Annotated in this window: 19 protein-coding genes; 7 read left to right on the forward strand and 12 right to left on the reverse strand. The window is 69.8% G+C overall.

What is annotated here, in order from left to right; genetic code table 11:
- Nucleotides 1-15: 15 nt before the first annotated feature.
- From ABD292_RS27855 to ABD292_RS27865, 3 genes are all read right to left on the reverse strand, one after another.
- Nucleotides 16-1278, reverse strand: coding sequence for a sugar ABC transporter permease (locus ABD292_RS27855; protein WP_344212310.1), 1263 nt, complete (start codon nt 1276-1278; stop codon nt 16-18).
- Nucleotides 1275-2039, reverse strand: a complete 765-nt coding sequence (locus ABD292_RS27860) for an ATP-binding cassette domain-containing protein (RefSeq protein WP_344212312.1) — start codon at nt 2037-2039, stop codon at nt 1275-1277. Before ABD292_RS27860 ends, ABD292_RS27855 begins: the two co-directional genes overlap by 4 nt.
- A 63-nt stretch (nt 2040-2102) precedes the next feature.
- Entirely contained in the window at nt 2103-3218 is a 1116-nt protein-coding gene (locus tag ABD292_RS27865) for a sugar ABC transporter substrate-binding protein (RefSeq protein ID WP_344212314.1), read from the reverse strand.
- Nucleotides 3219-3503: 285 nt separating this feature from the next.
- On the opposite strand from ABD292_RS27865, the gene ABD292_RS27870 reads away from it, so the two are divergent.
- Complete coding sequence (locus ABD292_RS27870; protein WP_344212316.1) at nt 3504-4460, forward strand: TIGR01777 family oxidoreductase; 957 nt, start codon at nt 3504-3506, stop codon at nt 4458-4460.
- A gap of 35 nt (nt 4461-4495) precedes the next feature.
- Here the strand turns inward: ABD292_RS27870 and ABD292_RS27875 are convergent, their stop codons facing one another.
- A complete protein-coding gene (locus ABD292_RS27875) occupies nt 4496-5236 on the reverse strand; it encodes a sulfite exporter TauE/SafE family protein (protein WP_344212318.1) in 741 nt (246 codons plus the stop codon).
- A gap of 101 nt (nt 5237-5337) precedes the next feature.
- On the opposite strand from ABD292_RS27875, the gene ABD292_RS27880 reads away from it, so the two are divergent.
- From ABD292_RS27880 to ABD292_RS27890, 3 genes are all read left to right on the forward strand, one after another.
- The gene (locus tag ABD292_RS27880) at nt 5338-5667 is read left to right on the forward strand and encodes a hypothetical protein (RefSeq protein ID WP_344212320.1); all 330 of its coding nucleotides are present in this window, start codon (nt 5338-5340) and stop codon (nt 5665-5667) included.
- Complete coding sequence (locus ABD292_RS27885) at nt 5633-5962, forward strand: type II toxin-antitoxin system PemK/MazF family toxin (RefSeq protein ID WP_329573875.1); 330 nt, start codon at nt 5633-5635, stop codon at nt 5960-5962. The genes ABD292_RS27880 and ABD292_RS27885 overlap by 35 nt, the downstream gene beginning before the upstream one ends.
- A gap of 82 nt (nt 5963-6044) precedes the next feature.
- Entirely contained in the window at nt 6045-6788 is a 744-nt protein-coding gene (locus tag ABD292_RS27890) for a neutral zinc metallopeptidase (RefSeq protein WP_344212323.1), read from the forward strand.
- Nucleotides 6789-6963: 175 nt separating this feature from the next.
- Here ABD292_RS27890 and acnA read toward each other — a convergent pair whose 3' ends face one another.
- A complete protein-coding gene (acnA, locus tag ABD292_RS27895; protein WP_344212325.1) occupies nt 6964-9693 on the reverse strand; it encodes an aconitate hydratase AcnA in 2730 nt (909 codons plus the stop codon).
- Nucleotides 9694-9836: 143 nt separating this feature from the next.
- Nucleotides 9837-10565 (reverse strand): metal-dependent hydrolase, encoded by a 729-nt coding sequence (locus tag ABD292_RS27900; RefSeq protein WP_344212327.1) that lies wholly within the window; start codon nt 10563-10565, stop codon nt 9837-9839.
- Nucleotides 10566-11038: 473 nt separating this feature from the next.
- Here ABD292_RS27900 and ABD292_RS27905 point away from each other — a divergent pair, with 473 nt between their 5' ends.
- The 3 genes from ABD292_RS27905 (at nt 11039) to ABD292_RS27915 (ending at nt 13164) form a co-directional block, all read left to right on the forward strand.
- Nucleotides 11039-11803, forward strand: a complete 765-nt coding sequence (locus ABD292_RS27905; RefSeq protein WP_344212329.1) for a PadR family transcriptional regulator — start codon at nt 11039-11041, stop codon at nt 11801-11803.
- Nucleotides 11804-11835: 32 nt separating this feature from the next.
- Nucleotides 11836-12357: a DUF1707 SHOCT-like domain-containing protein gene (locus ABD292_RS27910; RefSeq protein WP_344212331.1), complete on the forward strand. Its 522-nt coding sequence runs from the start codon at nt 11836-11838 to the stop codon at nt 12355-12357.
- Between the two features lie 90 nt (nt 12358-12447).
- Nucleotides 12448-13164: a DUF6879 family protein gene (locus ABD292_RS27915; RefSeq protein WP_344212333.1), complete on the forward strand. Its 717-nt coding sequence runs from the start codon at nt 12448-12450 to the stop codon at nt 13162-13164.
- On the opposite strand, the gene ABD292_RS27920 is transcribed toward ABD292_RS27915, so the two are convergent.
- The 6 genes from ABD292_RS27920 to ABD292_RS27945 form a co-directional block, all read right to left on the reverse strand.
- The gene (locus ABD292_RS27920) at nt 13154-15520 is read right to left on the reverse strand and encodes a glycosyl hydrolase 2 galactose-binding domain-containing protein (RefSeq protein ID WP_425565178.1); all 2367 of its coding nucleotides are present in this window, start codon (nt 15518-15520) and stop codon (nt 13154-13156) included. The genes ABD292_RS27915 and ABD292_RS27920 overlap by 11 nt on opposite strands.
- Nucleotides 15521-15530: 10 nt before the next feature.
- Nucleotides 15531-16406 carry an ABC transporter ATP-binding protein gene (locus tag ABD292_RS27925; protein ID WP_344212337.1) on the reverse strand — a complete coding sequence of 292 codons (876 nt, stop codon included), beginning with the start codon at nt 16404-16406 and terminating at the stop codon, nt 15531-15533.
- Complete coding sequence (locus ABD292_RS27930) at nt 16406-17347, reverse strand: ABC transporter ATP-binding protein (RefSeq protein ID WP_344212339.1); 942 nt, start codon at nt 17345-17347, stop codon at nt 16406-16408. The genes ABD292_RS27925 and ABD292_RS27930 overlap by 1 nt, the downstream gene beginning before the upstream one ends.
- Nucleotides 17344-18228 (reverse strand): ABC transporter permease, encoded by an 885-nt coding sequence (locus ABD292_RS27935; protein WP_344212341.1) that lies wholly within the window; start codon nt 18226-18228, stop codon nt 17344-17346. Before ABD292_RS27935 ends, ABD292_RS27930 begins: the two co-directional genes overlap by 4 nt.
- Nucleotides 18225-19220, reverse strand: a complete 996-nt coding sequence (locus ABD292_RS27940) for an ABC transporter permease (RefSeq protein WP_329573855.1) — start codon at nt 19218-19220, stop codon at nt 18225-18227. Before ABD292_RS27940 ends, ABD292_RS27935 begins: the two co-directional genes overlap by 4 nt.
- Nucleotides 19221-19282: 62 nt before the next feature.
- On the reverse strand, nt 19283-21046 hold the full coding sequence (locus ABD292_RS27945; RefSeq protein WP_344212344.1) for an ABC transporter substrate-binding protein: 1764 nt from the start codon (nt 21044-21046) through the stop codon (nt 19283-19285).
- Nucleotides 21047-21448: the final 402 nt, after the last annotated feature.

The following is a 21448-nucleotide window of genomic DNA, read 5'->3' on the forward strand; positions in this document are numbered from 1 at the left end:
GCTGCGGGTCGCTGATCACCTTAGACCAGCGGCAGCCGCCCGCCTGCGCGCCAGGGCGTCGACGCCCGCGGCGAGGAGCAGCACGCACCCGGTGACCAGATACTTGACGCTGGCTCCGTAGCCCATGAGGCCCATGCCGTTCTCGATGACGGCCACCACGGCGCCGCCGAGCACGGCGTCGAGCACCCGGCCCTTGCCGCCGAACAGGCTCGTGCCGCCGATGACCGCGGCGCCGACCGCGTACAGCAGGACCGAGCTGCCGCCCGTGTTGGGGTCGACGGAGCTGGCGCGGGAGGCGGCCACGATGCCGCCGACGGCGGCCATCGCCGAGCAGATCACGAACGCGCTGATCTTGAGCCGGTCGACCGGGATGCCGGCCCGGCGGGCGGCCTCGGTGTTGCCGCCGACCGCGTACAGGTGGCGGCCGAACGACGTGCGGCGCAGGATGACCGTCCACACGACCAGCAGCACCAGGATGACCGGCACCACGATCGGCACGCCGGTGAGCGAGACCAGCGCCGGGTTGCGGCTGCGCTCCAGGTTGAGCACGAACACCGCGGCGCCGGCCAGCACCGCCAGCGCCCCCACGCGGAAGGCGATGAGCGACAGCGGGTCGGCGGTGAGGCCGCGCTTGGTGCGCCGGGCGGCCCGGACGAGCTGGATGGCCGCGAAGGCGCCCACGCAGACGGCGTAGAGCGCCCAGCCGAGCCACGGCTCCAGGTTCTTGTTCGCGATGGCGAGGATCACCGGGTCGCGGACCGAGATGTTCGTGCCCTCCTTGACCAGCACCAGGACCAGGCCCTGGAAGGCGAGGAAGGCGGCCAGCGTCACCACGAACGACGGGATGCCGACCTTGGCCACCAGCGCGCCGAGCACGACGCCGATGATCACGCCGGTGAGGATGGCGGCCAGGGCGCACACGTACCAGGGCAGGCCCAGGCTGGCGAGGGTGACGGCGAGCACGGCCGCGCAGACGCCGCTCGCGTACCCGGCGGACAGGTCGATCTCGCCGAGCAGCAGCACGAACACCAGGCCCATCGCGATGAGCGTGATCGCGGCGCCCTGGGTGAAGAGGTTGGCGAAGTTGATCGCGGTGACGAACGAGGGGCGGGCGATCGCGAACACCGCGCAGAGCACCACCAGGCCGAGGACGGCGGGCAGTGACCCCATGTCGCCGCCGCGCACCCGCTGGACGTACGCGCGGAAGCTGTTGCCGATGGACGGGGCCTGCGTCGCGGCGACGATGGCCTCGCCGGGCAGTTCCTTGACCTTGCTCATGGGGTGACCCCGTTCTTGAGACCGAGTTCCCCGCTGCGGCCGGCGGTGATCAGTTCGACGACCTGCGCGTGCGTCACGTCGGAGGTCTTGACCTGGGCGGCCATCCTGCCGAGGTAGAGCGCCGCGATCCGGTCGGAGACGGCGAACACGTCGTTCATGTTGTGCGAGATGAGGACGACGGCGAGGCCGGTGTCGGCCAGCCTGCGGACCAGTTCGAGCACCTGCGCGGTCTGGGCCACGCCCAGGGCGGCGGTGGGCTCGTCGAGGATGACGACCTTGCTGTTCCACAGCACGGCCTTGGCGATGGCGACGGTCTGCCGCTGCCCGCCGGACAGGCTGGAGACCTGCTGCCTGATGGACTTCACGGTGCGCACGGACAGGCTGCTGAGGGTCTTCTCGGCGAGCTCCTCCATGGAGTCCTCGTCGAGCAGGAGCCCGCTCTTGCGCTCCCGGCCGAGGAACATGTTCTGGACGATGTCCAGGTTGTCGCACAGGGCCAGGTCCTGGTAGACGATCTCGATGCCCAGCTCGCCGGCGTCGCGCGGGGTGTGGATCTGCACCGGCTTGCCGTCGAAGGAGATCGTGCCGCCGTCGATCGGATAGATGCCGCCGATGCACTTGACCAGGGTGGACTTGCCCGCCCCGTTGTCGCCGACCAGTGCGGTGACCTCGCCGGGGTAGGCGGAGAACTCGACGTTGTGCAGGACTTTGACCGGACCGAAGCTCTTGTCGATCCCGCGCACTTCAAGGAGGGGGGTCATGGGGCTCCCTAGAGGGGAGGGTACGGCCCCGCGCCGGTGACGCGGGCCGTACCCCTCTCGGTTCTACTGAATTCCGGCCTCGGTGCACTTCGCGGCGAAGTCACCGGTGCACAGTTCCTCCTTGGTCACGTAACCGTCGGCCACCACGTCCTTGACGTTGTCGAGGTAGATGGCCTGCGGCTCCATGAGCTCGGCGGGGACGTCCTGCCCGCTCTCCGGGTCCTTGACGCTGGAGCTCGCCGTGGGCTTCTCGCCCTTGGCCAGCGCCACCGCCAGCTTGGCCCCGGCGTCGGCCTCCTTCTTGACCGCCTTGTAGACGGTCATGCACTGGTCGCCGGCGAGGATGTTCTGCAGGCCCTGGACGGTCGCGTCCTGGCCGGTGACCGGGACCTTCCCGTTGAGGCCGTTCTTCTTGAGGATGGTGATGGCGGCGTTGCCGAGACCGTCGTTGGCGGCCAGGACGCCGGCGATCTTCGGCTGCTCGGTCAGCATCTGCTCGAAGAGCGTGCCGGCCTTGGTGTTGTCCCACTCGGGCACCGACTCCTCGGGGCCCTTGACGTAGTCGCCGGAGTCGAACTTCGGCTTGAGCACACCGTCGTAGCCCTGCTTGAACAGCGTGGCGTTGTTGTCGGTGGGAGAGCCGTTGAGGTAGGCGACGATCGGCTTGTCCGCCTTCTTGTCCGTCAGGCACTTCGACAGGCCCTCACCCTGGAGGGTGCCGACCTTGGTGTTGTCGAAGCTGACGTAGTAGGCGGCGCCGCCGCCGAGCGTGAGCCGGTCGTAGTCGATCACGGCGACGCCCTGCGACTTGGCCTTCTCGATGACGGCCTTGCCGCTGCCGCTGTCCAGGTTGACGATCATGAGAACGGTGGCGCCGTTCGTGATCATCTGGTCGGCGATGGTCTGGAACGCCGTCTTGTCGTTCTGGGCGTTCTGGATGTCGTACTCGACGCCGGCGGCCTTGAACGCCTCTTCGAGGTACTTGCGGTCCGCCGTCTCCCACCGGGCCGAGGACTTGCTGTCCGGCAGGATGACGCCGATCTTGCCGGCCTTGGCCGCCGCCGTGGCCGACTCGGAGGTGGTCGACGTGCTGGTCTGACCGCCGTCGCCCCCGCAGGCGGTGAGACCGAGGGCGAGCGCGGCTGCCGCGGCGGTCAGGCTGAGGATCCCCTTGCGCATGGTGCAGGGTCCTTTCTTCCGGAGGGGCCCGGATGAATGTTGTTTGCGGCAACGTATTCCGGGACGGCCTGCTTTGGAAGGGGGTCGGGGCCGGGAGTTTGTTGTTTCCGGTAACAATCCAGAAACGCAGGCTCAACCTCCCGGACTCCTGGGCGTCGAGGCCTGGCAGATCTGGGAGCCCGGTGTGTCACGGGTGTGATGGTTCTCCTGTGGCGGCATGAGCCGCTTTTGAACGTGTTCAGCCAGCCGCGCTAGGCTTGCCCTACTCACCTTGGGGGAAGCCGGATGAAGATCGTGATACCTGGGGGGACCGGGCAGGTAGGCACCGTCCTGAGTCGCGCACTGACCGCTGCGGGCCATGACGTCGTGATCCTGACCAGGCGGCCGGTGCACGATCGCGACGTCCGCTGGGATGCCGAGACACTCGGCCCATGGGCGAAGGAGATCGACGGCAGCGACGTAGTGATCAACCTGGCCGGACGCAGCGTCAACTGTCGCTACACGCCTGACAATCTGCGGGCCATGATGGATTCGCGGGTGCATTCCACCCGGGTGGTGGGCGAGGCCGTCGCGGCCGCCGTACGGCCTCCCAAGGTCTGGCTTCAGATGAGCACTGCCACCGTTTACGCCCACCGCCTCGACGCCCCCAACGACGAGGTGACCGGCGTGCTGGGCGGCGCCGAACCGGGCGTGCCAGGCTACTGGGCCTACAGCGTTGAGATCGCGAAAGCGTGGGAGCGGGCGCAGGAACAAGCCGAAACCCCCCACACGCGCAAGGTCAGCATGCGCGCCGCCATGGTGATGAGCCCCGACCGTGGCGGCGTCTTCGAGGTCTTGCTGCGGCTCGTGCGCCTTGGACTTGGCGGCCCGGTCGCCGGCGGTGCGCAATACGTGTCCTGGATCCATGACCGCGACTTCGTCCGCGCCGTCGAGTTCCTGGCCGACCGGGACGACCTCGCCGGGCCGGTGAACCTCGCCGCTCCTGTCCCTTTACCGCAACGTACGTTCATGCGCGTGCTGCGCGCCGCGTGGGGTGTTCCGGTGGGCCTGCCCGCAACGAAGTGGATGGCCGAGCTCGGCGCGTTCGCGCTGCGCTCGGATACCGAACTCCTGTTGAAAAGTCGCCGCGTCGTCCCCGGTCGCCTGCTCGAAGCGGGCTTCACATTCGACCACCCGCAATGGCCGGAGGCCGCCGACGACCTCGTGCGACGCCTGCGCGGCGGGCCTGGATCCACCATGTGAGCCTTGGCTCCCGGCACCGCGGCCGGGGGCGCCGCTCAAGCGGACAGGACCTGCGTGATCACGTTCTGCGCGATGAGCCCGGCGGCCGACACCGCGGCCACGACGAGCACGGCCGTCCGCGCCTTGCCGCCGTCGAGGTAGCGGCGCAGCGGCTTGGACACCAGGAATCCCAGCACCATGGGGACGATCAGGGTCGCGCCCGCCGACAGGGCCCGCCCGGGCAGTTCCCCCACGATTGCCAGGATGGCCAGCGACTGCACCGCGCTCAGGAAGAAGAACACGGCGAGCGTGGAGCGGATCTGGGGCCCCTTGGCGGTCTGGTAGACCAGCGCGATGGGCGGCCCCCCGATGCCCGTGGCGGTCCCGGTCACGCCCGAGACGAAGCCCGCCGAGGTGATGGTCACGCCGTTGCGCGGCACGCTCAGCGCCCTCGCGGTCAACGCCACCGCGACGAGCACCATGGCCGCCACGAGGAGGCCATGGGTGTATACGGAAACGTAGACAATGATGAACGCACCCAGGACGCTCCCCGGCACCCTGCCGAGCACCGCGAAGCCCAGCCCCCGCCAATCCACCCCGCGCCACTCGACGGCCAGCGTGAACAGCGGCAACGTCGCATTGACGACCTGGATGGCGCCCGGCATGAGGTCGGGATCGAGCAGGGTGAGCACGGGAGCCGCCACCAACCCCAGGCCGAACCCGACGCTGCCCTGCACGATCGCGCCGATGAAAACCGCTGAACCACCAAGGATCAGCACCAATGCCGTATCAGTCACGCAGGAGAGTCAACCATCTTTACGCAGAGTTGCCGTTCATCACGTGAGTGTAACCACGGTCATGTAGTGTCACCGAAAGACGCCGACGTAGTCTCAGGAGTATGGCCGTGAAGCCGAAAGCGACGACGATACGTGTCAGCGTCAAGACCCGGGACAGGATCGCAGCGCTAGCCAAGAAGGCAGGTGAGCCCATGACCGCGATCATCGACCAGGCCATCAGGGAGATGGAGAGGAAATACCGCTGGCAGCGGGTCGCGGAGCAGATGGAGGAGACACGACACGAGGACCCCCGAGCCTGGGCCGACTACCTCGGCGAGTCCGAGGCGGTCCAGGGTCCCCCACCGCGCTCTTCCCGCGTCGCGCCCGAATGGGAAGGGCTGATCCCCGAGGAGAGAGATGAGGGTGATCCAGGGCGAGATCTGGCTCGCTGACCTGGGCGATCCGATCGGCCGCGAGCAGGGTTTCCGCCGGCCGGTGCTGGTCGTGAGCAACGACGGATTCAACGCCGCCACACCCGTCAAGATCGTCGTGCCGCTGACCACGACGAATCGAGGATGGGACAACCACATCTCCGTCAGCTGTGACGGCACGGGCCTGGAGAAGCCCAGCTGGGCCATGGTCGAGCACGTGCGGAGCGTGTCGGCGCAGCGGTTCGCCAGGAGGATCGGGATCGCTCCCGACGAGGTGGTCCGCGAGATCATCGACTGGCTCACGGACGCGCTGTAGGGGATGCCGCCCGGCGAAAGCGAACTTCGCCGGGTGGCGTCCCTCATCGTGCCACACGCGGTCACTGGCTAGGCTGCCGATCGTGCGATTCCTCCCGATCAAGCGCGCCCTTGTCCTCGCCGCGGTCCTGGCGGTCTCCCTGCCGCCCGCTCCGGCCGGGGCCGCCGTCCAGGATCCGTTCCGGGAGAAGGCGGGCAGGCTGCCGGTCACCTCGTGCCCGGAGACGGCGATCAGCTCCGGGGGGATCCCGCGGACCCGGGAATACCTCCAGACCGTCGTCACGTGCCTCAACACGTCGTGGCGGGCGTACTTCGCGAAGGCGGGGCGGACGTTCGCGAGGCCCGTGGTGCGGTACTTCGACGAGCCCGCCGACCGGATCTGCGGCGGGGACTGGCCCGCGCAGGCGGCGGCGTTCTACTGCGTGGAGCGGCGCACGCTCGTCTTCCCGCTCACCGGGCCCTGGATCGAGAACCGTACGGACCTCTATCCGCTCAAGGTCGCCGCCCACGAGTACGGCCACCACGTGCAGCGCCTCATGGGCGTGAGCCTCCCCAAGGCGCGTGAGAGCGTGGCGCGGCGCCGCTACGAGTTGCAGGCCGACTGCCTCGCGGGAGTGTTCCTGGGCAGCGTGCAGGGCTCGCTGGGGCGCACCGGGCAGGACTGGGCGGCCCTGGTGGAGACCGCCAGGGCGAGCGGCGACGACTTCGACGGCGTCCGCAGCCACGGCAAGGGCGTCAACCGGGCCCGCTGGCTGGAGCGCGGCCGCCAGTCGCTCTCCCCCGCCGCCTGCGACACTTGGTCCGCGCCGGCCGGGCGCGTCGCGTAAGCGGGGAACGGCTAAGGGGGAACGGCTAAGGGGGAACGGCGAAGGCCGCCCGGCGGAGGGTGTTCCGCCGGACGGCCTCGTCGGTTCGGGTGGTTCCCCCGATGCGGGGCGCGTGAGGATCACGCCCCAACCCCCGGCCCCCGCCCGGCTCATGACCGGGCGGCGACCAGGAAGATCACTTGGCCAGCAGCGAGCGCAGGACGTACTGCATGATGCCACCGTGCCGGTAGTAGTCGGCCTCGCCCGGCGTGTCGATGCGGACGACGGCGTCGAACTCGACGTCGCCGGCCTTGACGTGCACGGTCTGCGGGATGCCGCCCTTGTTGAGCTCCTCGACGCCGGTGATGTCGAACGTCTCCTCGCCGGTCAGGCCCAGCGACGCCGCCGTGGCGCCCTCCGGGAACTGCAGCGGCAGCACGCCCATGCCGATGAGGTTGGAGCGGTGGATGCGCTCGTAGGACTCGGCGATGACCGCGCGGACGCCCAGCAGCGCCGTGCCCTTGGCCGCCCAGTCGCGCGAGGAGCCGGAGCCGTATTCCTTGCCGGCCAGCACCACCAGCGGCGTGCCCGCGGCGGCGTAGTTGACCGAGGCGTCGTAGATGAACGACACCGGTGCGTCGGGCTGGGTGAAGTCGCGGGTGTAGCCGCCCTCGGTGCCCGGCGCGATCTGGTTGCGCAGGCGGATGTTGGCGAACGTGCCGCGGATCATCACCTCGTGGTTGCCGCGCCGCGAGCCGTAGGAGTTGAAGTCCTTGACCTCGACCCCGTTGGCCTGCAGGTATTGCGCGGCCGGGGTGCCGACCTTGATCGAGCCGGCCGGCGAGATGTGGTCGGTGGTGACCGAGTCGCCGACCTTGACCAGGACGCGGGCGCCGCTGATGTCCGTCACGGGCTCCGGCTTCTCCGGCATGCCGTCGAAGTAGGGGGCCTTGCGGACGTAGGTGGAGTCGGGGTCCCACTCGAAGGTGTCGCCGGTCGGGATCGGCAGCGAGCGCCAGTGGTCGTCGCCCTTGAAGACGTCGGCGTAGTCGCGCTCGAACATCTCGCGGCCGATCGAGGAGTGGACGACCTCGGCGACCTCCTCCGGGGAGGGCCAGATGTCGCGCAGGTAGACCGGCTGCCCGTCACTGCCGACGCCGAGCGGCTCGGTGTCGAGGTCGAGGTCCATGGTGCCGGCCAGCGCGTACGCCACCACGAGCGGCGGCGAGGCCAGGTAGTTCATCTTGACGTCGGGGTTGATCCGGCCCTCGAAGTTGCGGTTGCCGGACAGCACGGCGGTGACCGCGAGGTCGTTGGCCTGGATGGCTTCGGAGATCTCCGGCAGCAGCGGCCCCGAGTTGCCGATGCAGGTGGTGCAGCCGTAGCCGACCAGGTTGAAGCCGATCTTGTCGAGGTAGGGCTGGAGGCCCGAGCGCTCGAAGTAGCCGGTGACGACCTGGGAGCCGGGCGCGAGCGAGGTCTTGACCCACGGCTTGCGGGTGAGGCCCTTGTCGACGGCGTTGCGGGCGAGCAGGGCCGCGCCGAGCATGACGTACGGGTTGGAGGTGTTGGTGCACGAGGTGATCGCGGCGATCGAGACGATGCCGTGGTCGATCTCGAACGACGTGCCGTCGGCCAGCGTGACGGGCACCGGCTTGTGCGGCCGGCCGCCGTTGGCGGTGGCGTTGGAGGCGGGCGCGTCGGAGGCCGGGAAGCTCTCCTCGTTGGCCTCGTCCACGCCGTCGCTCACGTAGTTGTCCACGTCGCGGCGCCAGGCGTCCTTGGCGTCGGACAGCGCGATGCGGTCCTGCGGGCGCTTGGGCCCGGCGATGGACGGGACGACCGTGCCGAGGTCGAGCTCGATGTATTCGGAGAACACCGGCTCGGGCGCCGACGGGTCGAGCCACAGGCCCTGGGCCTTGGCATAGGACTCGACGAGGGCGATCTGCTCCTCGGTGCGGCCGGTCAGGCGCAGGTAGTCGACGGTCTGGCCGTCGATCGGGAAGATCGCGCAGGTGGAGCCGAACTCGGGGCTCATGTTGCCGATGGTGGCCCGGTCGGCCAGCGGCACCGAGGAGACGCCCTCGCCGTAGAACTCGACGAACTTGCCGACCACGCCGTGCTTGCGCAGCATCTCGGTGATGGTCAGCACCAGGTCGGTGGCGGTGGCGCCGGCGGGCAGCTTGCCGTTGAGCTTGAAGCCGACCACGCGCGGGATGAGCATGGAGATCGGCTGGCCGAGCATCGCGGCCTCGGCCTCGATGCCGCCGACGCCCCAGCCGAGCACGCCGATGCCGTTCTCCATCGTGGTGTGGGAGTCGGTGCCGACGCAGGTGTCGGGGTAGGCCTTGCCGTTGCGGATCATGACGACCCTGGCCAGGTGCTCGATGTTGACCTGGTGGACGATGCCGGTGCCGGGCGGGACGACCTTGAACTCGTCGAAGGCGGTCTGGCCCCAGCGCAGGAACTGGTAGCGCTCGCGGTTGCGCTCGTACTCGCGCTCGACGTTGCGCTGGAAGGCGTCGGGGTGGCCGAAGTAGTCGACGATCACGGAGTGGTCGATGACCATCTCGGCCGGGGCGAGCGGGTTGATGCGGGCCGGGTCGCCGCCGAGGTCGCGGACGGCCTCGCGCATGGTGGCGAGGTCGACGACGCAGGGCACGCCGGTGAAGTCCTGCATGATGACGCGCGCCGGGGTGAACTGGATCTCGACACTGGGCGCGGCGTTGGGGTCCCAGGAGCCCAGCGCGCGGATGTGGTCGGCGGTGATGTTCGCGCCGTCCTCCGTGCGCAGGAGGTTCTCCAGGAGGATCTTCAGGCTGTACGGGAGGCGTGCGGCGCCCTCGACGGCATCCAGCCGGAAAATCTCATATGACGCGTCGCCGACGCGCAGCGTGTCACGGGCGCCGAAGCTGTTCGCGGACACGGTGATTCGCCTCCTCATCAGACCGGTGTTCACTCAAATCCTGCCGCACAGCCGGAACCACTCGTACGTTAGGTACGCCTAACTCCACGGCCGGAGGCGGATGTCTCGACGTCAAGATATTACTAGGATATCTCGACATCAAGTTAAACCGGCGCGAGGCGCCAGAAGAGCAGGCCGATGATCGCCACCGACAGGAGCGGGGCCAGGATCTTCTGCTCGAACTTCTTGCCGGTCTTGATGCCGATCTTCCACGGCAGCACGAACTTCACCCCGAGCGGCCATAACACCGGGCAGCCGCGCTCGGTCATGCAGTCGCCGACGACATGGATCAGACAGCCGACGCCGACCGCGAGGCCGAGCCAGGCGTAGCCCACGCCGAGGGAGAGGAAGACGGCGTAGAGCCCGGCGGTCATGCCGATGTTGACCATCGCCGAGCCCAGCTTGTTGCCGGGGATGCCGACGCCGATCGCGCGCAGCGCGAGGCCGATGAGCAGCACGACCATGATGTCGCGGCCGATGGGATAGGTGTTGGCCAGCCAGTGCGTGCCTAACCCGAGCGCGACCGCGAAGGCCAGCGAATGGGTGGCCCCCCGGTGGCCGCCGGCCAGCCAGGACACGCCCTTGCTCAGCAACCAGGTGACCGGCCCGAAGGTCTGGGCGATCGTGGCGCTGGGATGGTCGAGGTCGGGCAGCATCGCCGCGCCCGCGCAGATGATGGCGCCGGCGATCAGCTCGGCGGGTCCGAGCGCGCCGACCATGATGCCGGTTTCGATGAAGCGGGAGGATTCGGTCAGCAGCGGCAGGGCGGCCAGTGGTGGCGCCAGCCCCAGCCAGGCGATGGCCCCGGTCATCGCGTGCGTGTGCCCCATCATGATCGGGAGCGTACCTGCTTATTGCCCGCGCTTCGCGCGGGCGGCTCGGTCGCCGTGTTCCGGAAACTTCCCACACTGCGCGTTGGGGATTGCGGGCGCTGCGCGCGTTCGGGATTGAGGACGCTGCGCGTTCGGGGGCTGCGAGGGAGCGCCGTCGCCTGGACTGAGGAGCGCAGGGAGCGAAGCGACCGGAGCGACGAGGGAAGGCGACGGGTCTGAGCGACCGAGCCAGCCCGCGCGGAGCGCGGGCCATGGAAACGCAGACGAGGTCGTCTCCACGGCGACAGCACCCCCCAGCCCTGCCGACGCGGAACGACCTCGTCTGCTCTGTTCAACGGCTCCATCCCCGATCCTGTTCCCCGATTTCGCAACTTTTTCGTGATCTGGCTCACGTTGACAGGGGGCTTGCTGCCGACACAGTAGCGATATATCGTTGATGCATCGAGAACGAATCACGATATAGGGGGAAACCTATGAGTTCCGCACAGGCAGCGCCCGGCCCCTGGCCCGGGGCGCACGACTACAAGCGAGCCGCCCGCGAGGCGTTCAAGTCGCTGGCCGAGGCCTTCGAGGAGATGGGCGGCCACCGGCACCACAGGCACGAGCACCGGCACGAGCACCGGGAGCGCGGCAGGAGAGGCGGGCCCGGCGGGCCGTTCGGACCCGGTGGGCCGTTCGGGCCGGGTGGCCCGTTCGGCGGCGGGCCGTTCGGCGGCGGCGGGCCGTTCGGGCCCGGCGGGCCGTTCGGCGGCCACCGCGGCTGGGGCGGCCGGGGCCGCAAGGCCAAGCGCGGCGACGTCCGCGCCGCCATCCTGGCCCTGCTCGCCGAGGAGCCGCGCAACGGCTACCAGATCATCCAGGAGATCGCCGAGCGCAGCGAGGGCGGCTGGAAGCCCAGCCCCGGCGCCGTCTACCCGGCGCTTCAGCAGCTCACCGACGAGGGCCTGGTCATCTCCGAGGAGAGCGAGGGCCGCAAGAGCTTCCGTCTCACCGACGAGGGACGCGCCTACATCGAGGCGCACCCCGACGAGGTCCGCACCCCGTGGGACGAGATGCGCCCCGACGTCGACGACAACGTCACCGAGCTGTGGCAGATCGGCCGCCAGTCGGCCTTCGCGATGATGCAGATTCTCCAGACCGGGAACGACGCACAAATCCGCGAAGCGCGTAAGACTTTGGTGGAGACCCGGCGCAAGCTCTACCAGATTCTGGCCGACGGCGACCCGGGCGACGAGTGACCCTGCGAGGCCCACGGAGCGAGGAGCCAGGCATGGACCCGAACGACCTCCGCATCGGCGACGCCGAGCGCGAGCAGACGATGGCCGCCCTGCGCGAGCACTTCGCCGAGGGCCGCCTGACCCGCGAAGAACTCGACGAGCGGCTGGACCACGCGCTGGCCGCCAAGACCGCCCGTGACCTCGCCCGGGTCACGGCCGACCTGCCCGGCTCCCAGCCCGCGGCCCGCTCCCGGGTGCCGGGATTCCCGGAGCCTCCCCCGCTTCCCGGCATGGGCGGCGACTGGCACGAGGCGATGCGCGCCCATCGCCACCAGATGCACCAGATGCACCACGACATGCGCCAGGCCCGCAGGGAGATGCGCCACCAGTGGAAGCACGGCCCGGCACGTCACCACCGGCACCACGGGCCGCACCCGTTCGTCGGGCTGCTCTTCGTGCTCGTGATCGTCGGTTTCGCGGTGGGCGGCTTCGGCGTCCTCAAGGTGCTGTTCGGTGTGTGGCTGGTGGCCATGCTCTTCAGCCTGGTCCGCCGGCGCGCGCACCACCGCGGCTGAGCGAGCCCGCGCGGATCGTTTTTGGGCCTTGACCCTGTCAGGGACGCCATTGATGATCTGGGCGGGTTTTCAGCCGACGGAGGGAGCCGCATGACCGAGCACGGCGCGTCGAACACGGTCGACCACCCGGGCCATGATCCGGCCCAGGACCTCGTGGGCAACCCGTTCGCCGCCGTGGCGCACGCCGACGCCCTGGTCCTCGACGCGGAGGGCTATCACGCCGCCTTCGACCGCGACCACGCCGTGACCGCCGAGCCGATGTGGAAGCTGGAGCGGGCGCAGACCTTCTACGAGCCGGACGTCGCGAGCTGGCGGGCCATGATGGACGGCGACTGGGCGGGCTCCCTCGCCCTGGTCGCGGAGATGGCGGGCCCGCTGCGCCGCTACTTCATGAGCCGGGTGCCGGTCAGGCGGGTGCGGGTGGCGGAGCTCCCCGTCACGGCGTACCTGCAGTGGGAGATGCACGTGCTGGCCGTGCGGGCGCGCGCGGGATCGCCGTGCCGGGTGCTGCCGGCCGCGCGGGTCGCGCACCTCGACCCGCTGCCGGAGCTGGTCGTCTTCGGCCCGTCCCTCATGTACGAGGTGCTCTACGACGAGTACGGCGGCTGCCGCGGCGGCCGCCGGATCACCGACGCCCGCGTCGTGGGCCCCTGCCTGGCGGCGGTGCGCGCGCTCTTCGCCGCCGGTGAGGACGTGCTCGCCTTCCACGAGCGCGAGATCGCGCCGCTGCCGCCGCCCGCCGTCACCGACGCGATGCGGGCCGCGGTGCCCGGCTACGGGCACCGCACCGAGGAGTTCAGGGTCTGAACAGCGCGCCGCCCGGCTCGTTGACGCACCGCAGCACCGGGAAGCCGGTCAGCGCGGCGGCGTCCAGGGCCTTCGCCGTGGTGACGTGGAAGACCGCGCTCTCGCCGGGCAGCAGCGTGACGAGCTGGTCGTCCACGCCCGCGGCCGGGTCCAGCCGGTCGGGGAAGAGCGCCAGCTCGCGCAGCACGGTGCGGGCGGTGACGGTCACCCGGTAGCCGTCCTGCGCGGGCGCGGCGTCGGCGTCCCAGACCGCCGGGGGGAACGCGACGGCCGGGTCCTCGGCGTAGAAACGCACCAGGCGGACCGAGCCGAGCCGGGCCGACAGCAGCTCGCGCGCCGGGTCGTCGGCCGCGGCCACCGCCGGCGGCAGCGCCACCCTGGTCACCGCGCGCGGCGCCACGTGCACGGCGACGACCTCCTTGGCCAGCGGCTCTCCGGTCAGCCGGCGCCGGACCAGCTCCAGCTCGCCCGACCACGCCTGCGGGGCGTCGTTGACCACGGCCAGCTCGCCGTCGAGCATCGTGATCAGCCGGTCGGCGTAGGCGCGGCGCAGCGCGTGCCAGAGCGGCTTGCGCCGCCCGTCGCCGTCCACCGCCGCCCACGACGTCACCGGCCAGCAGTCGTTGAGCTGCCAGACGATCGTGCCCATGGTGTGCGGCATGAGCGCGCGGAAGCGCTCCACGCCGAACGCCACCGCCCGCGCCTGGTTGAGCTGGGTCAGGTAGTGCCACTCGTCGAACGTGCCCGGCCGCGGCAGGTGCCCGCCGAGCCCGCGCAGCAGCTTCTCCTGGCCGTCCACGGCCTTCTGGTGGGAGGAGCGCGGGGTCAGCGGCTCGTCGGAGGAGGCCCGGCGCAGGGTCGCGTACGCGGGCGGCCCCTGGAAGCCGAACTCGGCGACGAAACGCGGCCGGTAGGCGGCGTACCGGGTGTAGTCCTCGCGGTTCCAGACGTCCCAGATGTGGACGGTGCCGCGGGCGGGGTCGTTCGGCGGCAGGCCGGGCGCGCCCGAGTAGGGGCTGCCCGGCCAGTACGGCCGCGTCGGGTCCAGCTCGGCCATGATGCCGGGCAGCAGGTCGTGGTAGAAGCCCGCGCCCCAGCTGCGCCCCTGGAGCTTGTCGCGCCAGCCCCAGTCGGCGTGGCCCTCCAGGTTCTCGTTGTTGCCGCACCACAGCACCAGGCTGGGGTGCGGGGCCAGGCGGGTGACGTTCTCGCGGGCCTCGGCGGCGACCTCGGACCGGAACGGCTCCTCCTCGGGGTAGGCGGAGCAGGCGAACGGGAAGTCCTGCCAGACCATGAGGCCGAGCTCGTCGGCGAGGTCGTAGAAGTCGTCGCTCTCGTACAGGCCGCCGCCCCAGACCCGCAGCAGGTTGACGCCGGCGTCGAGGGCCTGCCCGAACCGCGCGGCCAGCCGCTCCCTCGTCACGCGGGACGGGAAGCAGTCGTCGGGGATCCAGTTGACGCCCCTGACGTAGACGGGGCTGCCGTTGATCTTGAACCGGAACGCCTCCCGTTCCAGCTCCACCGAGCGGAAGCCGATCCTGCCGTGCCACTCGTCCTCGCCGAGCCGTACCGTCAGGTCGTAGAGCGGCTGGTCGCCGTGGCCGCGCGGCCACCACAGGTCGGGGCGGGGCACCTTGAGCGCGAGCACGGCCGAGCGGCCGTCGATGCGCCGCTCGGCGGTGACCCCGGCGACCTCGGCCGACAGCGTGAGCGGCCCTTCGGCGGTGCGCTCGACCCGGACGTGCACCCGCACCGTCCCGTCGGCGTCGGCCAGAGGGCGCACCTCGGCCAGCCGGGCGCCGCTCCAGCTCTCCAGCCCGATCGGCCGCCAGATGCCGGCCGTGACCAGCGTGGGGCCCCAGTCCCAGCCGAAGTTGCAGGCCATCTTGCGGATGAACGCGTACGGCTCGTCGTAGGCGCCCGGCCGCTCCCCGAGCGCCGCCCGCTGCTCCTCCGCGTAGGCGTAGGCGGAGCGGAAGGTGACCGTCAGCTCGTTGGCCCCATGGCGCAGCAGGTGGCGGACGGGGAACCGGTAGGAGCGGTGCTGGTTGGCGGTGCCGCCGACGCGCACCCCGTTGAGCGTGATCTCGGCGACCGTGTCGAGCCCGCGGCACACGAGGTCCGTACGCTCGTGCTCGTCCGGCGACCAGGCGAACGTGGTGCGGTAGGTCCAGTCCCTGCGGCCGATCCAGGCCAGCCGCCGCTCGTTGTCGTCGAGATAGGGGTCGTCGATGAGCCCGGCGGCGAGCAGGTCGGTGTGCACGCAGCCGGGCACGGTGGCCGGGACCCCGGTGATGAGATCCGCGGCGTCCCGCGACGACAGGGTCCAGCCGTCGTGCAGCGGACGGTGGTTCAAGGACATCTCCTTAACAGGTCTTCGACCGGGCGCACGCGACGAAATGGCCCGGAGCGGCCTCCAGCAGGCCGCCGGAGCCCCCGCGCTCGTGGTAGAGGCAGGTGCCCGTGTCCTCGGCGTCGGCCCAATCCTCGTGCAGGCGCGGCACCGCCGACAGCAGCTCGCGCGTGTAGGCATGGAGCGGGTCGCCGAAGACCTCGCCGGTCGGGCCCATCTCCACCACCGCGCCCTCGCGCAGCACGATCGTCCGCTCGGCCAGGTAGTTGCCGAGCGACAGGTCGTGCGTGATGTAGAGCACGCCGAGGCCGCGCGTCTTCAGCTCGGCCAGCAGGTTGAGCACGTCGATGCGGGTGGAGGCGTCGAGCATGCTGGTGATCTCGTCGGCCACCAGCAGGCGGATCTCCAGCAGCAGCGCGCGGGCGATGAGCAGGCGCTGGAGCTGGCCGCCGCTGAGCTGGTGGGGGAACTTGCCGAGCACCTGGTCGGGGTTGAGCCGCACGTCGCGCAGCGCCGCGCGGACCCGCTCGGCCCACTCCCCCTCGGACACGCCCGGATGGTACGACTCCTTGACCATCGCGAACACCCGGTCGGCCTTGAACACCGGGTTGAACGAGCTGAACGGGTCCTGGAAGATCCCCTGGACGTCGCGGTAGTAGTCCTTGCCCGCCCGCGCCGGCCGCCCGTCGAAGGTGATCGTGCCGCTGGTGGCCTTGTTGAGCCCGAGGATCAGACGGCCGAGCGTGCTCTTGCCGCTGCCGCTCTCCCCGATGAGGGAGACGACCTCGCCGGGCGCGACGTCGAAGCTGACGTCCCTGACGGCGGTGACGGTACGGCCGCCGAAGGCGCCGATCCTGAACACCTTGGTGACATGGTCGAGTCTCAGCATCAGGCCTTCCAGCAGGCGACGTGGTGGCCGGGCGCGACCTCGGCCACGGGCGGATCCTCGGCGCACTCGTCCCCGGCGAGCGGGCAGCGGGCGCGGAAACGGCAGCCGGCGGGCGGGTCGAGCAGCGACGGCGGGCTGCCGGCGATGCCCTCCAGCCGCCGATCGGCGTAACGGACGCCGACCTCGGGCAGCGCGTCGATGAGCAGCCTGGTGTACGGGTGCCTGGGCGCCTTGACGAGCGCGTCGGCGGGGGCCTTCTCGGCGAGGCGGCCCGCGTACATGACCATGATCGTGTCGGCGATGTGGTGGGTGAGCGCGATGTCGTGGGTGACGAAGATCATGCTCTTGACGTAGCCGCTGTCGCGGAAGCCGAGCAGCGCGCGGGCGACGGCCTTCTGGGTGGAGACGTCGAGCGCGGAGGTGACCTCGTCGGCGATGAGCAGCGACGGGTCGAGCAGCGTGGAGATGACCATGACCATGCGCTGCTTCATGCCGCCGGACAGCTCGATCGGGTAGCGGTCGAGCACCTCGCGCGGCAGCCCGACCTGGTCCATGCGCCGCTCCAGCTCGGCGGCGTCGAGCGTGACGCCGCGCGAGCGCAGCAGCTCGCCCACCATCTTGCGGATCTTGCGGGTGGGGTTGAGCGCGCTCATCGCGTACTGCGGGATGAGGGAGACCTCCTTGAAGCGGAAGCCGTTCATCGCCCGGTCGTCGGCGATCGGCAGCTCGCGCCCGTCGAGCACGACCCGGCCGCCGACGTGCCGCATGCGGCCGTCCATGCGGATGAGGGACTTGCCCAGGGTGCTCTTGCCGCAGCCGGACTCGCCGACCAGGCCGAGGATCTCGCCGTCGCCGAGCTCGAAGGACATGCCGTCGAGCGCGCGCACGTCGCCCCTGAGCGTCCGGTAGTGGACCCTCAGCTCGCTGACCTGAAGACTCATGTCTCCCTCAACTTCGGGTTGAAGACCTCGTCGAGGCCGACGTTGGCGACGTACAGGGCGCCGACGATGGCGGTGATGGCGGCGCCCGGCGGCACGAACCACCACCACATGCCGAGCTGGAGCGCGCTCCACTGGTTGGCGTTCTGCAGCATCAGGCCCAGCGAGACGCCCTCGGTGGGGCCGAGGCCGATGAAGTCCAGCGAGGAGGCGATGAGCACCGAGCCGCCGAACAGCAGGATGAACGTCATGAACAGGTAGGAGCTCATGTTCGGGGCGATCTCCCTGGCGATGATGCGCCCGGTGCCGGACCCGCTCATCCTGGCCAGGTCCACGAACTCGCGGGTGCGCAGCGAGAACGTCTGCGCCCGGATCGCCCGCGCCGCCCACGGCCACTGCGTCAGCCCGATGAACAGGCCCTGCACGGCCACGCTGCGGATGCCCAGGTAGGCGTTGACGATCAGCAGCACGGCCAGGCTGGGGATGACCAGGATGATGTTGGTCAGCATGTTGAGCACCTCGTCCACCAGGCCGCCGACGTAGCCGGCCACGAAGCCGACGACCATCCCGATGACCGCGGCGATGCCGCCGCCGACCACGCCGACGGCGAAGGTGGCGCGCAGGCCGTGGACGAACTGGGCGAAGATGTCCTGGCCGAAGGTGGTGGTGCCGAACCAGTGCTCGCCGGTGGGCGGGCTCATCGCCTGGACGCTGTACTCGTTGGGCGCGGCGGCCACGAACAGCGGGCCGATCAGTCCCAGCAGGAGCAGCGCCAGGACGATCGTCAGGCCGGTCATGAGCTTGCCGTTGCGCACCGCGAAGTAGAGCGCCTCGCGCCGGACCGCGGCCCGCTCGCGCGGCACGGCTTCCTGGATCGTCGTCATGCCTGCGCACCCGCCATTCCCGCCCTGGTCCGAGGATCGACCACGACGTAGACGATGTCGATGATGAAGTTGGCGATCAGCACGCCGAGCACGATGAACAGGAACGCGCCCTGGAGGAGGAAGAAGTCCTTGTTCTGGATGGCCTTGAGAATGAGGCTGCCGAGACCCGGGTAGGCGAAGACGATCTCGGTGACCAGCGCGCCGGCCACGAGCACGCCGAGCTGCAGGGCCAGGCCGGTGATCTGGGGCAGGACGGCGTTGCGGAAGGCGTACCTGCGGATGAGCCGGGCGGGCGCGCCGAGCGCCGACAGGTAGGTCGAGTAGTCCGACTCCAGCTCGTAGATGATCATGTTCCGCATGCCGATCGCCCAGCCGCCCAGCGCCACCAGGAACAGCGACAGGAACGGCAGCGTCCAGTGGTGCAGCAGGTCGAGGAAGAACGTCCACGACAGGTTGGGGCGCATGGAGAAGCTGTAGCCGCCGGCCACCGGGAACAGCCCGGCGATCACGCCGAGCGACCAGGCCAGCAGCACCGCCAGCCACATGTACGGCATCGCCGTCAGCACGTAGCCGACCGGCAGGACGGTGTTGTCGAGCAGCTTGCGGCGGGCCGCGTACGCGCCGAACTGGTTGCCGACGACCCAGCTCAGCAGCACCGACGGGACGACCAGCGCCAGCGTGTACGGCACCGCGCCGCCGATCACCTGGCTCACCGGGGTCGGGAACAGCCAGATGCTGGTGCCGAAGTCGCCGCGCAGCAGCGCGCCCCAGAAGTTGGCGTACTGGGTGAGCAGCGGCTGGTCCAGGCCGAAGAGGTTGTTGTAGTAGGCCCGCATCGCCTCGACGGCCTCGGGCTTGGTGACGTTGGCCCGCGCGACCATGCTGGCGACCGGGTCGCCGGGCATGAAGCGCGGGATCATCCAGTTGACCGTGACGGCGACGAAGAACGTCAGCCCGTAGATGAGCAGTTTCCTGCCGAAGTATCGACGCACGTGATCTGTCTCCGTGAGGGCCCCGCTCCCCGGCGCCGGGGAGCGGGGCTTCGAGGGTCCGGCTAGGAGGCGGCGGGCTGGATCTGGGTGAGGGTCTCGAACCCGCCCAGCTCCAGCCAGTTGCGCCACATCACGGCGGGGGTCTTCGGCGCGCTCCCGGCCGCGGCCGGCCAGTTCTTCCACACCGAGGTGCTGGACTGCGCCCAGAGGCCGTTGTACCAGAGCGGGATCACCGGCAGGTCGTCCAGGTGGATCTGCTGGAGCTGGGAGATGATCTTCTGCATGCCGGCGGTGTCGTCGGTCTTGACCTGGTCGAGCTGCTGGACGAGGTCCCAGGCCTTCTTGTTCTCGTAGCGGCCGAAGTTCACCGTGTTCTGCTGCTTCTGGATCGGCAGCTGGAACAGGTACTCGTAGTACGTGTACGGCGAGTTCGACAGCTGCCGCTCGTTGTTGATCACCAGGTCGAAGTCACCCTTGGTGCGCTTCTCCACCAGGGCGTTGAAGTCGGGGAAGTCGGGCGTGACCTGGATGCCGGCGGCCTTGGCGCTGGCGGCGATCGAGCGGGCCGACTCCATCCAGTCGGTCCAGCCGGACGGGACGATGAGGGACAGGCTGATCTTGGAGCCGTCCTTGTTCTCGACGTAACCGTCGCCGTCGCCGTCCTTGTAGCCGGCGTCGGCCAGCAGCTTCTTGGCCTTGGCGGCGTCGAAGGTGAAGCCGGACTTCGCGACCACGTCCTGGTCGACGTACTTGTCCCACTGCGGCAGCAGGCCGGTCGGGCTGGCGGCCTTGACGAGGTTGCCGTAGACGCCTTCGACGATCTTCTTGACGTCGATCGAGGAGGCGAGGGCCTTGCGGAAGGCGGGGTCGTCCATCGGCTTCTTGGTGGTGTTGGGCACCAGCCAGGCGGTGTTGGCCGACAGCATGTACGGCGGCTCGTTGTAGAAGGTGGTCAGCCCGAAGTTGCCCTTGACCAGGTTGGCCACGCCGGGCAGGAAGTTGTTGCTGAGGTCGAGGCCCTTCTGCAGCAGCAGGCCCATCGCGACCTCGTTGCTCGGGGTGGCGATGTCGACGATGTAGCGGGGCTTGGGCTCCATGTTGAGCGCGGTCTTGCCCCACCAGTCGTCGCGGCGCTGCAGGGTCACGCGGTCCTGGTCCTTGCTCAGGAACTTGTACGCGCCCGTGCCGACCGGGTTCTCGTTGATCCCGTCCAGGACCTCCTTCTCGGAGCGGTCCTTCCAGATGTGCTCGGGGACCATCGTGCGCGTGTAGAGCATGAAGTCCCACTCCTGGTAGTTGGCCGTGGAGAAGGTGAAGCGCGCGGTCCGGTCGTCGACCGCCTCCGCCTTCTGCAGCCAGTTCCACAGGTTGTGGTACGGGATCGTCTCCATCTTGCCGAGCTCGAAGGAGAAGACGACGTCCTTGGCCGTGAACGGCTGCCCGTCGGACCACTTGATGCCGGGGCGCAGCTTGATCTCGTAGGTGGTGTCGTCCGTCCACGAGCCGCTCTCGGCCAGCCAGGGGGTGAGCTTGGCGGCGGTGGTGTCGTAGTGGAACAGCGACTCGTACACCAGGCCCTTGGTGCCGACGGCCGAGTCCCACTCCCTGATCGGGTTGAAGTTGGCCGGCGGGCCCCACTGGGTGCCGGTGGTGTAGAGGGTCTCGCCGCGCGGGAGCTGGTTCGGGTCGGCGTTGGCCGGCGCTCCCTGGCTCTGGCCCTGGCTGGGGGCGGGGCCGGTCGGGGTGGAGGGGCCGCCGCTGCAGGCCGTGGCGGCGAGCAGGACCGCCGCGAGGAGCGGGATGATCTTCCTGGGCCGGTGACGCATCGCTTCTCTCCTTCCTTCGCGTGGGGGCGCGAAGGTTCCTACGAGCACGTACCTGTGGGAGCGCTCCCAGGCTGTCGCCGCCATGAGCGCTGGGGGTTGCTGAACCGGATAAGTACCGCGAACGTAAATTCCTGGTGTCGCTCGCGTCAATAGCCGTGACGGTTTCGAGACATCAGCGCCGGGAGCGCTCTCAACGGTCACCTAACCGGTTCGGTGACCGGATTTCGGGCGGCCGGAACGGGGCAGGGAGCGGAAGCGCCCACCACATGCCGAGGGGGGCGAATGCCGCCTCTGACGCACCAGGAGACGCTTTGGTTTACCTGCGACATCACAGAAATGTTGCGAAATGGGAGACAAATGGGTTGCGGCCCCGCCAGAATGCCTTGCGATCCAGCGTCCATC

It is taken from the genome of Nonomuraea bangladeshensis (assembly GCF_039529455.1).
Taxonomy (GTDB): domain Bacteria; phylum Actinomycetota; class Actinomycetes; order Streptosporangiales; family Streptosporangiaceae; genus Nonomuraea; species Nonomuraea bangladeshensis.

What these genes read in the sequence shown, in the direction of transcription:
- ABD292_RS27935 (WP_344212341.1), bottom strand. Translation starts at nt 18,228, where the DNA reads ATGACGACGATCCAGGAAGCCGTGCCGCGCGAGCGGGCCGCGGTCCGG.
- ABD292_RS27865 (WP_344212314.1), bottom strand. Translation starts at nt 3,218, where the DNA reads ATGCGCAAGGGGATCCTCAGCCTGACCGCCGCGGCAGCCGCGCTCGCC.
- ABD292_RS27900 (WP_344212327.1), bottom strand. Translation starts at nt 10,565, where the DNA reads ATGATGGGGCACACGCACGCGATGACCGGGGCCATCGCCTGGCTGGGG.
- ABD292_RS27905 (WP_344212329.1), top strand. Translation starts at nt 11,039, where the DNA reads ATGAGTTCCGCACAGGCAGCGCCCGGCCCCTGGCCCGGGGCGCACGAC.
- ABD292_RS27910 (WP_344212331.1), top strand. Translation starts at nt 11,836, where the DNA reads ATGGACCCGAACGACCTCCGCATCGGCGACGCCGAGCGCGAGCAGACG.
- ABD292_RS27860 (WP_344212312.1), bottom strand. Translation starts at nt 2,039, where the DNA reads ATGACCCCCCTCCTTGAAGTGCGCGGGATCGACAAGAGCTTCGGTCCG.
- ABD292_RS27870 (WP_344212316.1), top strand. Translation starts at nt 3,504, where the DNA reads ATGAAGATCGTGATACCTGGGGGGACCGGGCAGGTAGGCACCGTCCTG.
- ABD292_RS27880 (WP_344212320.1), top strand. Translation starts at nt 5,338, where the DNA reads ATGGCCGTGAAGCCGAAAGCGACGACGATACGTGTCAGCGTCAAGACC.
- ABD292_RS27945 (WP_344212344.1), bottom strand. Translation starts at nt 21,046, where the DNA reads ATGCGTCACCGGCCCAGGAAGATCATCCCGCTCCTCGCGGCGGTCCTG.
- ABD292_RS27915 (WP_344212333.1), top strand. Translation starts at nt 12,448, where the DNA reads ATGACCGAGCACGGCGCGTCGAACACGGTCGACCACCCGGGCCATGAT.
- ABD292_RS27885 (WP_329573875.1), top strand. Translation starts at nt 5,633, where the DNA reads ATGAGGGTGATCCAGGGCGAGATCTGGCTCGCTGACCTGGGCGATCCG.
- ABD292_RS27930 (WP_344212339.1), bottom strand. Translation starts at nt 17,347, where the DNA reads ATGAGTCTTCAGGTCAGCGAGCTGAGGGTCCACTACCGGACGCTCAGG.
- ABD292_RS27925 (WP_344212337.1), bottom strand. Translation starts at nt 16,406, where the DNA reads ATGCTGAGACTCGACCATGTCACCAAGGTGTTCAGGATCGGCGCCTTC.
- ABD292_RS27855 (WP_344212310.1), bottom strand. Translation starts at nt 1,278, where the DNA reads ATGAGCAAGGTCAAGGAACTGCCCGGCGAGGCCATCGTCGCCGCGACG.